This window comes from Shewanella sp. 10N.286.54.B9 (genome assembly GCF_041468565.1).
GTDB lineage: Bacteria > Pseudomonadota > Gammaproteobacteria > Enterobacterales > Shewanellaceae > Shewanella.
The window spans coordinates 41055-57037 of sequence record NZ_JBFRIY010000044.1 but is presented as its reverse complement, the minus strand read 5'-3'; the positions used below and the strand labels follow the sequence as shown (position 1 = coordinate 57037).

Here is a 15983-nt window from a genome sequence, read left to right as displayed (position 1 = left end):
TAATTTCAATGTTCACATTTTGAATGAGTTGGAGTTATTTATGGTGATTAGAGCATTCGTTGTCGGCGCTGTTGTTAGTGGCGTATTGGGGTTAGTGGCTTGTAACTCAGATTCTTCAAATACATCTAATAGTGGTAATGATAGTAATCTTGGCTCAGGCTTATCGGCAGAAACTAAAGCGTTAGGCATTGAATCTGTGCCGGCGAGGTTATCTACGACCTATAGTGCAGCCCTTAATTTTAACCGCTACTTAGCAGTCAAAGCCCCTAATGGCAAACCTATTCATTTGATAGCTCAAGATAAGCTGAGTGATAACCAGGTTTTACGTGCACGAGCAATCCTAAATCATTACTTAACCGACCTACCAGGCTCTACATTTGGTAGTGATAAGTCTGCTGTGGCTAACAAAATGGCTGATAATGGCGCTGTTTTGTTATTACTTAACGGCAGTGACGATGGCAGTAATAGTGCTACGAACTTAAATGGCCAGCCATTGTACCAAAATGAAATACAAGTAGAGGGAGGCACTTGGTATATCAGTCAGGATTATGAACAACATCGGGATGCCAGTTTTGAAGAGATATTACATATGGTGCATGATTATGGCATTGGAGTTGATCAAAATAGTGAATTTGTCGGTGCATTACCGGGATTCCAAGCCGAAATCCGTTCAGCTCAAATAACAGCACTCAATGATAAGTTATGGGGTGGGGATGCGAACTGGATTACCGAGCTGACTGCAGAGAACAGTTTAAGCCAAGAGTATTTAGCAGCAGTCATTGATGCTTACTATGGTCTATGGGGGGCATGGACTGGCAGTGAGACCCACAGCATGTGGGGAGGGTATATTGCGAAGACTCGAGCTGAACTCAACGATGAAGATCCATCCGCTGCAGCACTTATGAATAACCAGTTTTTCCATTCTTACTTAACCTACAATGCGCGTATAGATGCAAGTTTTAAGGGCGATTTTAGCCTCAGGTTTAACCCTGAACTCGGCTATACCCATCACTCTCAATACCTTAAGGATATAACCTTAACAGGTACAGAAGCCAGTAATGTGGTGGTTAACCAACTGGATAATAATATCACTGGAAACAGTGCGACGAATCAAGTCAAATTCAGTGGTAACTCTTCACAGTACAGTATTGATAAAAAAGATGATGGTACAACAACAATTACAGACATGGTGCGTGATAGAGACGGGTACAACACGCTAAACGGTATTGAGCAGGCTGTATTTATCGATAGCAGCATTTCTTTGTAATTTGGATTACCAAAGCCGCTGCATTAGCGGCTTTATATCAATGTTGTTAACTCACTCTGCGCGAGTAACGCTGCTCAAAGCTAAATGCACTCATTTTAAAGGTGCGGACGGCATCAACCCAACCCACAATAAAAGGCACAAGTGTCCAGCTAAACACTAGGTATAAACTACCTTTTAGGTAGTGGCCTAAATAAAACTTATGTACCCCTAAGCCGCCAAACAGAATGCTAAACCATACCGCGAGACGTTGATTTTTGATGCGAATATCAGGGTCGACACCACAGAGAGATTCCAGCCCTTGTGCGGCCTTGCAATGCGGACAAGTTGTTAGGTCAATCTCAATCTCTTGGTGGCACTGAGGGCAATTGATATTCTGCATCGCAATCTCCAATTATCAAAAAATACATTATGCGTACAAGCGTGCGCTGAAATATAGGTGTGTAGTTCACACTATTAAAATAAAGCTCATAGGATTGATGAGTTAAGAGTGGTTTGCTGCAATTGAATTTGGGTTATTGAGGTTAGGATATTGAATTTTTTACTAGCAAGGGGAGGGCAATGCATAAGTCCAGCGCTGTTTGCCTATATCAATTGATATAAGCAAACTTTCTATTGGTCGTGTTTTTGTTTGTTATCGATAATATTCGCTGGCTTAAGGGCTATGAAATGATATCTCGATAGAGGTTAGATCGTTTACTGGTGATGCTCTTTTAGCTTCTGAAACAACACATCTTTTAGGTTGGCGCGCTGTACCTTGAGTTGGTGCATATGCTCGTCATCAGTCGGGCTACCGTCAATTTCTAGCTGACGAATTTCATAATCTAATAGGTGATATTGCTTGGACTGTTCTTCAAAGATTGGGTCTTTATGGTTCAAATGGACAATGTCTTGTTTAAATTCTGGGAAGTCAAAAATAAGCGCGTGATTTTCATTTAGCATAGTTACTCCTGAAATGTGAACTACAACGTTGTTACTCTCCACATTACAGCATTCTTGACTTTATCAAAGGCTAAATTTAGCTATTTTAGTGATCTCTCTAACAAAATTTATTAGCCTTATTAAAGCCATTAAGTAAGGTCGTTATCACGCCGGCGAAAACACAATTGAATTCGTCTCATGAAGTGTATTTGGCCATGTTATACACTTATATCAATCCCATTATGGATATACTCAGTTCAGAGCTTTCTCAGAGCTTTCTCAGGGCTTTCAATTCAAGGCGCGTTGTTAAGCCAATGCAACGTAGCAGTGAAAGCGCCAGAGGCGCTCACAACGTGCGGCTGATATTTAAGGCATGGGGAAATAACTTAATACAGCGCATGTGCCATTCGATAGAGAATAACGATTAGCGATAAACCACTGACTTGTCTAAGTGATTTTAACTCCCGCTGAATGAGCAACTCTTTAATGGAGTTGGTATTAGCTAAACGTGTCCTTTAATTGATTGGCAAAGGCGATAAACTTCTCTTTAATCGTGCGCTTTACTGAAACAGATAGACTGCCGAGAATGACTTTACCTTCGATAGTAATGATAGGGGCTTGGCGGTTTGCCATCGACGGCGCACAATTTTCAACACTACTTACCGCGCAGTAGGTTTTGCACACCACATTAACATTCTCAGGAATAAATACCGTAGCACTGCCAAGAATACAGTTCAGTTTTATGGTGATATCTTGATGCTGAAAAATGGCATCGGTAAAGTCGAGTGTCGTTTCACCTAATACATTGTTAACTTGAATTGTTTTAGGCACAACCCATTGGCCGCTGCGCTCATTGTTGCCAAGTACACAATTAATACTTAGGTCGTCATCGCGCTGCTTACTTGAGTAATTAGGAGTGAATTGTTGATCTTTTTTACTGCTATATTCTTCGTCAGTAGACAATGACAGATCAGCAACTAAGTCGAGCAACTCTTGATGCGACTCACTGGCCATCGCATCATCGAGACGACGCTCAAACGCTTCCGCGGAGATGACTCCGTGGCTATAGTTCACAATCAGCTTATCAATGACTTCTTCTCTAACTTTTTCTATCGGCCTATCTTCTAATGTGACTGGCATCTGCCGCTCCTTTGGCTGTTAATAGTGTTTTAGAGTATGGACGACTAATTAAGCATGTTACATACCAACTTACTAAACATCATTTTAATCATTATGTTAGCTGATTGTTAATTTAATTTGAGCCAGAATAGCTACAGCTATTTAGCTATTTAGTTAAACATAACACTAAAAAATGGTGATTTTAACAGCGCTACAGCAGTACCGTTGCAATTGGTTATGATGGAGGTGGTATTGCCGATGAGGTTAACTGTAGGCTTAGATTACTTCAACTTTAGAGCCTGCCAATAATCATATAGAGCAGCGATATTGGATGAACAAAGTAGTGGCACTGCAGGTTTAAGCTGCTCATCGCTCCAAAGCCACCACTGCATTTTAAGTAACTGAGATATTTCTGTTGCAGAAAAGCGGAAACGAATGTGCTTTGCTGGGTTAGAGCCCACAATTTCATAAGGCGCGACATCTTTGGTCACCACAGCGCGGCTAGCAATAATAGCGCCATCACCAACATTGACGCCACTCATTATCATGGCTTCACTACCAATCCAAACATCATTACCAATAACGGTATCGCCAGCACGTTCAAAACCATCAATCCCATGACTAAAGTTTTCATGATCCTGATAGAAAAATGGAAAGGTACTGATCCAATCGTGTTGGTGGCCTTGATTACCCGCCATCATAAATACCGCACCTGAGCCAATGGAGCAGTAGTTACCAATAATAAGCTTATCGACGTCTGTTCTATCGGCCATAAGATAACGCGCACAATCATCGAAACTATGATTGTGATAATAGCCAGAATAATAGCTATGCTTACCGACAATAATATTGGGGTTAGTGACTTGCTCTTGCAGTGGCTTACCCACAAATGGGCTTTCGAAATAGTTGTTCAAGTTATAAAACCTTTAGTTCTAATGCAGGCAATATTTTAGTCAGTAATTAGCACTGGGTGACAACACTGGTAATTGTTGGCTCTCCAGAGGTTTGCCAATGGTATTCAAAGTAGCAATTAGTTGCGAAGAGTTTATGCCAACGATTATTCAGATTTTGCAGAAATTCGGTTGATCACTTCATGAGCTTCTTTTAGTCCAGCGCCTGTCTCCTGGCGATATAGGCGAATAGCGGTTAACTTTTTACCTAAGGTAATCGCCGTTAACACCTCTCTAGATACATGTATGTTTTCATCAAACACAATGCCGTTATTCTCTAGCAATGTGTCTATTTTATTTTCTATGATTTTTAATTTTCTATCTGTTTTTTGTATATGGAAAATGTAAAAAACGAGCCCTAAAATAACGATGATTAACAGTGGTTCATCCATGATGTATCGATTCCTTGTCCCTTGAGGATTTTGTTACACAGTGTCTTCAAATTGAGCGTTATAAACTCATTTGTTCTGTATAGCACTTTTGATTTACTTAGGGAAGCGGCGACAATATTGTGGAGCGATTAGATAGAGAACATCGTCAAAAATAAACAGCCCCAGTCAAAGTTATAGAACTGAGCGTTACATCGGTCAGTGGATAAAATTAAAAGGTAGAGACAAAAAATGCCGATAGTTAGTGCAACATCACTATCGGCATTTAATTTAGGCTGAATCAGCTCTTAGGAATGAGCGCCAATTAAGGTTAACCTTCGCTTTCCAGCCACTCTAGGTCTGAGTTCACCCAAGCAAGGGTCAGTTGCGCTAAGGCGATATAGAAATTACCGGTGTCGACCTTGGCGACCTTTGCTACAAAAGTCGCTAACCAATTGGCGAGATTGTCGCGAATAAACTTAAGCTGCTCTTGGTTACTGCTATGCATATTGATATGCGCCACATAAGCCAAGATTACCGCCAGATGATCAGCAGGCTCTGGGAACTCGCTCTGCACTTGCAATTGACTCTGTTTCAAGAACTGCGTCATCTGTTGATGCTGCTCGCCAAATAACAGTGGCTCGTCACCTTTTGCTACAGGCTTGTCGGTTAAATACAGACTGGCGTAAGGCGAAGCACTGTGTTTGGTACCGACTAAAAATAAGCCACAATAATCGGCAGCTAGCTCAAGCAGAGCTTTGTCACTATTAAGTTTGGCAAACTCGGCAACGATCACATCAACGTCAGCTTTAAAGCTTGGTTCAGCAGCCAGTTGTGACCAAAACGCTTGCGCCTGAGTGCTGGTTAACTCATGCAGTGTTTTATGGTCGATCTCCTTGGCAAACAAAGATGAAAGTAACTGGTAAATGGTACTTCTCGCTTGGTTGACTGGGTTCGCTGCTGTTGCTGTGCTCATAGTGCTATCTCAACTGGTCCGCTAAATGAACTAACATTGGGTACTTTACCTTGATACTTTTCAAATTCAACCAGGCAAGTATAGGCTGAGCAAGCTTGCGCCAGTTTTGAGGTACCAATATCTTGAGTCAAAGTGTTTGGATCGCCGTAGCTACACAGTGCTCCAATTTCTGCACCGCCCTCTTTGCTACCGTCTTCACCAACCGGGCCATACCAAGCACCTTCGTGGATACGGATAACGCCTTTAGGGAAGTTACTCGATACCACTGCACCAGCGAGTAGTTGACCGCGGTCGTTGAATACGCGTACCACATCACCCGCTTTAATACCGCGGTGTTTAGCGTCATCAGGATTTAGGTAAACAGGTTCGCGACCATTCACTGTGTAGGTTTCACGGAACTGCTCTGATTCACACATCTGTGAATGCAAACGCTTATCAGGGTGGCAAGATTGCATCCACACTGGGAACTTATCAGAACCTGGTCCGCCGTGGCTGCGCTCTGATTTTTCCATCCAAGTGGGGTGGCCTGGGCAGTCATCGTAGTTATATTGGGCAATTTTACGGCTAAAGATCTCAATCAAACCTGACGGTGTACCCAGTGGGTTGATCTCGGGATCTTCTCTAAATGCCGCATGACGTGTCCAAGGTTTACCTTCACCAAAGTGTACGTAACCCTGTTTCCAGAACTGGTCAAACTCAGGCATTTCAAACTTACCCGCGTTAGCATTTTTACAGTCAGTGTATAGCTTGTTGAGCCATTCACGTTCGGTCATGCCGCGGGTGTACTCTTTCTCTTTACCCATAATACGGGCAAAGCGCGTGAATATTTCAAAATCTGACAAGCTTTCATAAAGCGGCTCGACCATCTTCTGCATTGCTAATACACCACGGTTAGCATAGCTACCATAGACATCAATATCGTTACGCTCAAACGTGGTACATGCCGGCAGCACGATGTCTGAGAAGCGACAAGTTGCCGTCCAGTTCATGTCGATAGTGACTACACATTCAAGCTTTTGAAACGCTTGCTTCATGCGGTTACGATCTTGGTGGTGGTTCCAAGGGTTGTTGCCTGAGAACACCATCATTTTAATATCTGGGAAGGTAACTTTGCTGCCGTTTGAGTCAATGGTTTTACCTGGCTCAAGGATCGCGTCTATCCAGCGTGCAACAGGTATGGTGCTGCTCGTGCCTTTAAAGTCATTGCTGTCAAACAGTGGCTTTTGGTCTTCATCCAAGTTGCGCGGGAAAGCGCCCGGCGCTGCTGCACCAGATGATGGCACGCCAATGCTTGAATAATGATGACCATAGCTAATGCCGCCGCCGGGTAGACCTATTTGACCTATCATGGTGGCCAGAACAGCTGCCATCCAGTAGGGTTGCTCGCCATGCTGCTGACGCTGAATACACCAGCCCATGAGCATTTGGGTGCGATTCTTGGTCATTACCTTGGCGAGATCGCGAATAATTTCTGCGGATACGCCGGTGATCTCAGCCGCCCATTCTGGTGTTTTTGCAACGCCATCGGTTTCACCTTGAATATAAGGTAGGAAACGATCGAAACCTAAGCTGTAACCTTCAATAAACTGAGTGTCATGAAGGTTCTTTGCCACCATTTCGTGGGCAATACCTAACATTAACGCTACGTCAGTTTGTGGGTTAACGTATAACTGCTCACAGCCTAAATATTGTTGGGTTTTAGTGACGACAGGATCGATGCTAATAACGCGGATCTCACCTTTTGCCACTTTCTCTTTTAGCTCGGCAAGGTAAGCATAAGACTCATGAGTCTCAGCATTCCAGCCGACTTGCAAGTTCTTGTAAGGATCGTTCGACCACAAGATAATCGTCTTAGAGTTCTCAAGAATGAGCGGCCAAGAGGTGCCCTGGGCATATACTTCTGTAGAGCCTAAGATGTAAGGTAAAATGGTTTGCCCAGCTCCGGTAGAGTAGTCGCCGACCTTCTTAACAAAGTTGCCATGCATACCAACAGCGCGCTGCATATGGCTGGTGCTAGAGTGCAGCTGACCAGTTGCACGCCAGCCTGTTTGGCCTGCATGAAGTCCTGAAGGGCCATATTTAGTTTGCACTTCATCAAGTGAGTCTTTAAATAGTGTGAGTGCTTTATCCCAAGTGACACGTACAAAGCGGAAATCACCACGTTGGGTGGTATCACTTTTATGGCCTTTAAGTAAAAAGTCCAAACGAACCATTGGGTAACGCACACGAGACGGGTTGTAGACTAAGCCTTTAACACCGTTAATCATGTCTGTTGGATATTTATCACGGTCAAACGGAATAACTTGATCAATCACACCGTTCTTACGCTTCATTTTGAACGCACCAAAGTGTGAACCTGTGGTCAACCAGCCGTCACTTGATTTGGCGCCTGTTGCAGCTAACGCGTTAAGTGGCGCTAATACTGACGAACCGCTAAGTACAACATACGAGGTGCCGACTAAGCCTTTTAAAAAGTCTCTTCTGTTCATGTTGTTATATCCTATTAGTGAGCCGACTTATCGAAGGTTGATGAATGCTCTTGCAGGTACTTCTGTACTAGCGCTTGGGTATCTTGGTCCATGTTGACGAAGGCGATCATGCCTTGGAACATTCCAGGCCAAGTGTTAGCGTCAAAATGCGCTTCATCTGGCTGGGTGTGACATACACTGCAGCTGTCGCTATAGGTGCTGCGTGCGTAGTTCCAAAGTGGTTGTAAGTCGCTAAGTAGATAGTCGGTATCTGTCCAAATGACCGCTTCTACACGCTGCCATTTAAGGCCTGTCATTGGATCTTCTTTCTCTTCGAAAGTTTGAATCACTCCCTCTTCAAGCGCCGCATCTTTTGTCAGTTGAGCCGAAAGAATATTCAAACCAAAGTCATAGTAGATCACGCGACCTGCACCGATTTTCTTTCTCCAGCCATCGATACCTATCTTGGCGCGATTGCCCTTAAGTTCTAACACTTTCACTTTAGTGGCGATGTTCAAGGTACCGGCTTCTACGTCTGTTTTTTCATTAAAATAAACAGGCTTGGTCAGTGCAGTAAAGTAGCTTTGGTCAACCTCTAGGCCGTTAACACCTGAACCAACTTCTGCAATCAGTTCTGGTGCACGGGCGGTACCCATATCCGGTAACTTGTGAGCGATGCCTTTGTGGCAATCGATACAGCTTTGATCTAGCTCAGCAGCGCGTTTCATCTGCTTTTGCGCAAGCTTAGACATGCTGTCCCACTTCATTGAGTCGTAGTTATGGCAGTTTTTACAAGCTAGAGAGTTATCACGGTCGAATCGCTTCCATTCACGGCTTGCCATCTCTAGGCGTTTGTCTTCGAATTTTTCAGGGGTATTGACGGTTTGCAGTAACCAGCCCCAAACATCATGAGAAGCTTCGATTTTACGGCCAATTTTACGGCTCCACTCATGAGGAACATGACAGTCAGGGCAGGTTGCGCGTACACCTGAGTGATTTGACCAATGCACAGTTTCTTGTAGCTCTTTATACGGCATGCTTTCCATGCTGTGGCAGCTAATACAAAACTCTTCGGTGTTGGTGGCTTCAAGTGCGGTGTTAAAACCACCCCAAAAGATAACTCCCATTAGAAACGCTGACACACTAACGGTGCCGAGTGTAAGGTATTGTGCTGGTTTGGTTAGTGTGCGCCAGATGTTAAGTAACCATCTCATAATCGCATCCTCGTAATAAGTTTATAAAGTGAAATAGGGGATTAGTGAGCGACAACGCCGCCAAATGCTTGGATCATCCAAATGATGAAGCCATAGCTACTCACAAAGGCAATGCTTAGCGCAGGGAATAATATAAAGATGATGAAGCTCAATGCTTTAAGCTCATCTTTCTTGCTACTCGTATTCGGGTTATTCGGATTTTGATTTGTCATGACCATTCAGCTCCAGCTCAATCCTTTCTTTGATGAGGCCATTATAGGGAGATGATGTGAACAGCGATGGGGCTTGCAATGAACAGCTTGAGACAAGTTATGAATAAATATGAACAGAATTAGAGATTGGTAATTAAGCAAGTTGTAGTTTTTAAAATCAGTGACTTGTATTGGTTTTGGCTGGAGGGTGGACGTAATAGCTTGCAGAGGTTATATCAGCCGTCCATAAGCGCTGCAAACAGCGGCTGATACTAAAAGTGTGATTATTTTGTCATAACATGATAGCTAATAAATCCAATCCAACTTAGGGTCAGTAAACCCCAAGGTAGGTAAGGACTGGCGGCGCGGTCTTCTATGTTTTCTTCAGTATGCTCATTTTCAGCTGCTTTGGCTTTAGCGCGAACCTGTTGTTTCTTTTGTTTATCACGAACCCTAGCCTTACCTTTTTGCTGCTTTTTATATTCAGCAATGCCTTTTTCTATACCTTGAGCAATCAGCTTGGTTTGCTCTTTTGTTTGACCTGGTTTTTGGTTTGCTTTAGCGACTTTCATCGCCTCATCCTTGGTTTCGCTCGAGATCTGTTGTGCCATATTAATTGAATGCTTAGCTAAGAATGAGCTCACTATAACATGAGCGCATTTATCATTTAGTGACTTATTTTCCCTGCTAGCCTAAATGCTTTTTAATTTTGATTTTCAGCCAAAAATTCAAACAGACCTGTTTGCATATTCACATTCCAAAAGCGTCCCGCCAACGTCAGTGTTAATGCGTTACTGCTTAGCTGCGCGAGTCCATGACTTTGCCATGCTTTGAATAACGGTTGTAATTGCTCGACAAGATCAGTTTCAAGCTGGCTAAATTGCAATTTCCCGCCGTCTAAACCTCGTTTAAAAATAGCGTCGAGTTTGGCTGATGGGTTAGGCGTAAACATCATTCCTGGTACATTATGAGGCGTAGATAATGATGCGTCATTACCAATCGTGCAGGGCTGTTGTTGGGCTTGATGCCAATCGGTCAAACTGCGAGCGTTCATCATCGAATGACCATGAATACTGCCACCAGCACCTGCACCAAAGGGAAGGATCTCAATGCCACTCTTAGCTAACGAGTTATAGACGCTGCGCTCACGTGCATCGCGGCGCCAGTGGCAACTCGATAAACGTTGCCATTGGTTTGATTCTAGATGCTCTGCGCCATAAGCATACATCTGTGCGCGGGTTTGACTGTCGGCTTGAAATTCACTGCTATTGGTTCCGAGCACTTTGCCTTTGTCACTGGCACGATCAATTCGGGTACCACCTAGACCTATAAGTTGATAAAGATCGACTCCATGGACACCGCTATCTAGGACTGCTTGTAAATCCTGCTGCCAGATTGACAGAGTTTGCCCCGGTAGGCCAAAAATAAGATCGACCACGATGCTGGCGCTATCATGTTGGCTTAACGTTGATAGTCGCTGCAATAATTGTGCTTTGTCATCAAAACGGCCTGCGGCGCGTCTAACTTCAGTGTCAAAACTCTGCACACCGAATGAAAAGCGATTAAAGCCAGCAGCCAACGCGCTATGCCATTTGCCATCATCAAAGCCATTGAGACGACCTTCGAGCGTCACCTCTGCATTATCAACTAATGGGAAGCGGTTTATTGCCTCACCTAGCATCGCAATTTCTGTAGCTTGTATATCGGTAGGTGTGCCACCACCTACGTATACCGTGTCAAATGGTTGGCTTTGTGCAAATGGGCTGTTAGCGGCAACGCTTAATTGCTGACACAACTGCTGCACATAATCACTTATTCGCTGAGGGTTAGCGCCATTTTCGAAGAAATTACAGAAACTACAGCGCTTACGGCAAAAAGGGATATGGACATATAGCGCTCTATGCTGTGCCTGAGTGGGTTGTTGCCACCATTGTTGCCACAGCTCTGGCGTGACATTCGCTGGGCGGCTGCCACTGCGACCAGCGTGTGGTGCACTCTTTACCTTAAAGGCATGCTGCAGTGGTTCAGGGCTTGAGATCCCTGTCATGGATGGCGTTAGAATCATTATTTCTCTCAAAAACTACAATTATAATCGATTGCTGAATGATAACTATTATCAATTGAGATTTGAGTGAGATGGATCAAGTTAGCTGCTGTTTGCAATGTAAATGTTGAGTCGAATGGGGCGGCATGAGCCATCTCCATCCGTGGAAATAGCAAAGCTAAAACGAGTATCAATATACCCATTAGCAAGAGTAAGTTGTTTGTTGACTCGATAATTAAAACAGCAGTGGTGTTTGTTGTCCCGGTTCCATCACTACTATGGGGTCGTACTTCCATACTTGTCTTATGGTTTCTGCTGTTAATGCTGCAGCAGGAGTACCATCACTGACCACTTTTCCCTGCTCCAATATAATCAACCTATCAGCATATCGGGATGCTTGATTTAGATCATGCAACACAACCACCACTGCATAATTGTTTTCATGGGCGAGTGACTTTGCCAGTTTTAAAACCCGGTGTTGCTGCGCCAAATCTAGTGCTGATGTTGGTTCATCTAGAAACAGGATTGCAGGTTTGTCTGATTGCGTGAGTTGAGTTAATACTCGTGCCAGCTGTACTCGCTGCTTTTCACCGCCTGAGAGTGTGGGATAGCTGCGCTGTTTCAAAGCCGTTAGATCTAATTTATCTAGCTGACTATCGATGAGTTGCTGACCTTGCGGCTTTGAAAGCGTTAACGGGTATAACCCCATCTCAACCACTTGATTGACCTTAAAGGGAAATGTTAACGAAGCATGTTGTGGTAACACTGCGAGTGATTTAGCTAACTGCTGCCTATCCCAGCTACCCAAGGCTTGGCCGTGAACTTTTATTCGGCCAGCTTCAGCTTCAACCTCTTGGCATAAGCTTTTTAGCAGGGTTGACTTACCTGCGCCATTTGGCCCCAAAAGCGCAGTGACTTCACCTGCTTGTATCGTCAAGTCTATGTCTGTGAGTACAGGCTTATGACCGATGCGTACTGACAGGTGGTTAACTTCTATTACAGTCGCCTTAGAGTCAGATTGCGACAAAGGTTTAGATTGAGAAAACTTTGTTTGCTTCATGCTTATATCAACCTCATATTCATACCAGCCGACTGCGCTGTTTGAGCAATAAAACGATAAAGAAGGGCGCACCGAGTAGCGCTGTCACTAAACCGACTGGCAGCTCGGATGGGGCAACGATAGCGCGTGCGCCTATATCTGCAAGGGCTAGTAATGCGGCACCTAGCATCGCGCTAAGAGGCAATAGTTGCTTATGATCTGGGCCAACTAACATGCGAACAAGATGTGGTATCACCAGGCCGATAAAGCCAATAATACCGGTCGCTGCAACCGATATTCCGACGCCGATAGCGCACAGCACAATCAGCTTCAGTTTCAGTTTGTCGACATCAAGGCCTAAGTGTCGGGCTTCGGCTTCTCCAAGTAATAATGCATTAAGCGCTTTGGCTGAGCGATTGAACTGCCAACTGACGAGCGCAAGCGCAATCAGTGTAAGGATGACGTAATGCCATTGAGCACCTGCTATCGAGCCTAGCTGCCAAAGCGTGAGATCTCTAAGTGCCATGTCGTCAGCCATATAGGTAAGTAGTCCAATCCCTGCACCAGCAAGTGCCGCAACAGCAACTCCCGATAGTAGCAGTAGCACTACCGAAGTCCCCGTTGGACTGCTGGCAAGGCGATAGACGACTAACGTGGTGACTAAACCTGCTAAGAAGGCACTGATTGCAACTGCATACTCACCACCTTGGGGAAACAGCACGATACAGACTGCGGCACCGAGTGCTGCGCCGGATGAAACACCAATAATGCCCGGATCGGCCAGTGGGTTACGAAAAAGTCCCTGCATCACTGCGCCACATTGTGCTAACACTGCTCCAACAGCTAAGGCGAGCAGGGTGCGTGGTAAGCGCACATTATCAACCACTAATTGTTCATGGGGGGCAACATTTCCAATCTCTAAATGTGTTGCCCAATTGATGACGGCACTGAAGCTAGCACTGGGACTAATTTGTAGTGGACCTATGCTGACAGACATCAGGCTTGTTACAACCAGAGCGGTTAGTAAACAGGGCCAAAGCCAACGAGTATTTTCCATTTATGGTTTCCAGTTATGCTATTTAGTAACGCTTAACGTTGATAAAATCGCTGGCTAGCTTGTCAGCTGCTGCGATTGCACTAATTCCTAAACCACCCAATAAGGCTTGTGAGTTAAGGTTTTGGATCTGCTTGTTTTTCCCTGCTGGAGTGTGTGCCAATAACGGCATATTTTTAAGCAATGTATCAACGGGATTTGCAGTTTCTTTGTCTGAACGGTTTGAGATCAAAATAACGTCAGGGTTAAGTGCCAAAACCCCCTCTTGTGAGACACTTTTATAGCCGGAGAAACCGGCGATATTTTTGCCGCCGGCTAAGTTGATGATGATATCCGCAGCTGTGTCGTCACCTCCTACACGAGCGGGTCTGTCTGCTTGCAACAGTAGAAATAACACCTTGGGCGCATCGCCTTTACTGGCAATCTGTTGCTTTTTAGCTTCAATATCTACAAATGATTGCTGTAACTCTGACTTCAGCTGCTTTGCTTGGGATTCTCTTTGTAGCAGTTTGCCCATTTGATCAATATTGCTATATAGCTGAGCTTGCGTGTTGGCACTGGGCAGTTGTACCACGTTAACGTTAGCGGCCGACAATACATCTAAGGTTGCTTTAGGTCCCATGGCATCTGAACCCAATACAATGCTTGGATTAAGCGCCAAAATTCCCTCGGCAGATAGCATTCTGTGATAACCAAGTTTAGCGATATCTTTAGATTCACTTGGCAGTTGGCTGGTGGAGTCAACGGCAACCAACTCGTTGCCTGCATCGAGTGCAAATACTAATTCCGTCATTCCCGCTCCGGCGCTGACAACGCGTGAGCCGCTGTGCTGATGCTCTCCCTCATGAGCAGTAGCGCTGCTGCACAATAGCGCTGATATGCAAAGGCTCGCAGCCATGCGGCGGCTAGATGGCAGTATAGTCGTTAAGTTAAGCATGAAAAACTCCAGAAATTAATCTTGTCATTAAAGCGTGAATCAAACATTTGACTCACGTAAACTTGGCTGAGTAACTAAAAAGCAACTTGTCTAAGGTGCTGCATACTTGAGTGCGGTTTTTGTATTAAGGCTCCATCAAAATTTGGGTATTGCTGATCTGTTGCCGTTGTAGCAATGCCAGTACATTCATTAAGGGTTGTACTGGAGCATTTTTGTCTGCAGCAACCACGACCTTAACGTCAGGATCAACCCTAAATACCTTGATGAATTCGGCTTCAAACTCATCGAAGTTTTGATATGTGGTGCCGTTAATCGCCCAATGTGGATCGGCGGTGAGAATGTTTATCGCCACATGCTTATCGTGGGACAGAGCATTTAAGCTTGAGTCAGCTTCTGTCGGCACATCGACTGGCAAGCTAAGTAGTTGGGTATTGGCGGTTAACAATAAAAACACCAGCACGATAAAGATGATGTCAATGAGTGGGGTTAGATCTAACCCTTGCAGAGCGCTGCTATGCTCGCTGTCACTTGTGATCATCAGCTCGCTCCATTTGGCACTTGGCAGCTTGCTTCTTTGCAAGTAGCCGCTTTACTGCAGAGCTGCGCAGCACTGTCGCTGCCTATGCTCAAGGCTTGATCAAAACCTGCTAGCCACAGGTTTAACAGGTTGAGTGCATGGGCTAATTTATTGCAACGTCTTTCAGCCCAAAGCGTAAACAGGTGAGCCATGGTGATGGCTGGAACCGCAATAATAAGTCCTGCGGCGGTGGTATTCATCGCAAGGCCTAGACCGGAAGCCAGTTCCGACGGTGTCACCGGGCCGTCGGATAGGCCTAGTTGATTAAACATTTCGATTAAGCCAAGCACTGTGCCTAACAAGCCTAGTAATGGCGTGATTATGCCGATGATCTGCAAAACTTTGAGGCCTGAAAGTAGTCGGCTTTTTTGCTTCACGAGCCACAGGTTGACGATCTCTTCGCGCATTTCACGACTTTGATCACTGTGGCGCAATAGCAATGCAGTGCCTTTAGCCAACATGCTGCGACCTTGACTGATCTCTGCTGTCAATTGTTGACGTTGTTCGGGAGTTGCACTGCGTGCTTGTTGACGTAACTGGGTCAGCCAGTTGTCACGTTTTGGCAGCTCATAAAGCATGAGCGCAAGGCGCTCGAGGATAATCATTAGTGCCACAAAAGCACAGATAAAAAGTGGCCATGTAAGATAGCCTAGTTGCTCTGCAAGTTGCTGATACAGCGGTTGGGACACAGATTGCGCTGCTGATTGAGATAAAGCTTGAGACATTTAAGTTTCCTATACGATAACCATTTATCGCGTTTTGTTAATGGTGTTATTCGCGTCGTCCCTAAAACGCATTTGTTACTTTTTAGCAGCAGCTAAAAGAGTCTAAATTTCTCTCCTAGAGAAATGTCATCGAAAA

Annotated in this window: 17 protein-coding genes; 1 reads left to right on the top strand and 16 read right to left on the bottom strand. The window is 44.7% G+C overall.

What is annotated here, in order from left to right; genetic code table 11:
* The first annotated feature begins 40 nt into the window (after positions 1-40).
* Complete coding sequence (locus AB4135_RS16120) at positions 41-1267, top strand: hypothetical protein (protein ID WP_371994467.1); 1227 nt, start codon at positions 41-43, stop codon at positions 1265-1267.
* A gap of 46 nt (positions 1268-1313) precedes the next feature.
* Here the strand turns inward: AB4135_RS16120 and AB4135_RS16115 are convergent, their stop codons facing one another.
* The 16 genes from AB4135_RS16115 to AB4135_RS16040 form a co-directional block, all read right to left on the bottom strand.
* On the bottom strand, positions 1314-1646 hold the full coding sequence (locus AB4135_RS16115) for an NINE protein (protein WP_371994465.1): 333 nt from the start codon (positions 1644-1646) through the stop codon (positions 1314-1316).
* A gap of 314 nt (positions 1647-1960) precedes the next feature.
* Positions 1961-2206 (bottom strand): YdcH family protein, encoded by a 246-nt coding sequence (locus tag AB4135_RS16110; protein ID WP_248973115.1) that lies wholly within the window; start codon positions 2204-2206, stop codon positions 1961-1963.
* A gap of 477 nt (positions 2207-2683) precedes the next feature.
* Positions 2684-3325, bottom strand: a complete 642-nt coding sequence (locus tag AB4135_RS16105; RefSeq protein ID WP_371994463.1) for a LiaF domain-containing protein — start codon at positions 3323-3325, stop codon at positions 2684-2686.
* A 260-nt stretch (positions 3326-3585) separates the two neighbouring features.
* On the bottom strand, positions 3586-4218 hold the full coding sequence (catB, locus tag AB4135_RS16100; RefSeq protein WP_371994461.1) for a type B chloramphenicol O-acetyltransferase: 633 nt from the start codon (positions 4216-4218) through the stop codon (positions 3586-3588).
* Positions 4219-4361: 143 nt separating this feature from the next.
* A complete protein-coding gene (locus tag AB4135_RS16095) occupies positions 4362-4646 on the bottom strand; it encodes a hypothetical protein (protein WP_371994459.1) in 285 nt (94 codons plus the stop codon).
* A gap of 307 nt (positions 4647-4953) precedes the next feature.
* Entirely contained in the window at positions 4954-5598 is a 645-nt protein-coding gene (gene torD / locus AB4135_RS16090) for a molecular chaperone TorD (RefSeq protein WP_371994457.1), read from the bottom strand.
* The gene (torA, locus tag AB4135_RS16085) at positions 5595-8087 is read right to left on the bottom strand and encodes a trimethylamine-N-oxide reductase TorA (RefSeq protein WP_371994455.1); all 2493 of its coding nucleotides are present in this window, start codon (positions 8085-8087) and stop codon (positions 5595-5597) included. The genes torD and torA overlap by 4 nt, the downstream gene beginning before the upstream one ends.
* A gap of 14 nt (positions 8088-8101) precedes the next feature.
* A complete protein-coding gene (torC, locus tag AB4135_RS16080) occupies positions 8102-9280 on the bottom strand; it encodes a pentaheme c-type cytochrome TorC (RefSeq protein WP_020914001.1) in 1179 nt (392 codons plus the stop codon).
* 41 nt (positions 9281-9321) lie between these two features.
* Entirely contained in the window at positions 9322-9492 is a 171-nt protein-coding gene (gene torE, locus AB4135_RS16075) for a trimethylamine N-oxide reductase system protein TorE (RefSeq protein ID WP_371994453.1), read from the bottom strand.
* A 263-nt stretch (positions 9493-9755) separates the two neighbouring features.
* Complete coding sequence (locus AB4135_RS16070; protein WP_371994451.1) at positions 9756-10082, bottom strand: DUF2956 domain-containing protein; 327 nt, start codon at positions 10080-10082, stop codon at positions 9756-9758.
* Positions 10083-10174: 92 nt separating this feature from the next.
* Positions 10175-11536 carry a heme anaerobic degradation radical SAM methyltransferase ChuW/HutW gene (hutW, locus tag AB4135_RS16065; protein ID WP_371994449.1) on the bottom strand — a complete coding sequence of 454 codons (1362 nt, stop codon included), beginning with the start codon at positions 11534-11536 and terminating at the stop codon, positions 10175-10177.
* Between the two features lie 214 nt (positions 11537-11750).
* Entirely contained in the window at positions 11751-12575 is an 825-nt protein-coding gene (locus AB4135_RS16060; RefSeq protein ID WP_371994447.1) for a heme ABC transporter ATP-binding protein, read from the bottom strand.
* 19 nt (positions 12576-12594) lie between these two features.
* A complete protein-coding gene (locus tag AB4135_RS16055) occupies positions 12595-13611 on the bottom strand; it encodes a FecCD family ABC transporter permease (RefSeq protein ID WP_371994445.1) in 1017 nt (338 codons plus the stop codon).
* Positions 13612-13633: 22 nt separating this feature from the next.
* Entirely contained in the window at positions 13634-14545 is a 912-nt protein-coding gene (locus AB4135_RS16050; RefSeq protein ID WP_371994443.1) for a hemin ABC transporter substrate-binding protein, read from the bottom strand.
* A 124-nt stretch (positions 14546-14669) separates the two neighbouring features.
* Positions 14670-15083, bottom strand: coding sequence for an ExbD/TolR family protein (locus tag AB4135_RS16045; RefSeq protein ID WP_371994441.1), 414 nt, complete (start codon positions 15081-15083; stop codon positions 14670-14672).
* Entirely contained in the window at positions 15083-15847 is a 765-nt protein-coding gene (locus AB4135_RS16040; RefSeq protein WP_371994439.1) for a MotA/TolQ/ExbB proton channel family protein, read from the bottom strand. The genes AB4135_RS16045 and AB4135_RS16040 overlap by 1 nt, the downstream gene beginning before the upstream one ends.
* Between the last annotated feature and the right edge of the window lie 136 nt (positions 15848-15983).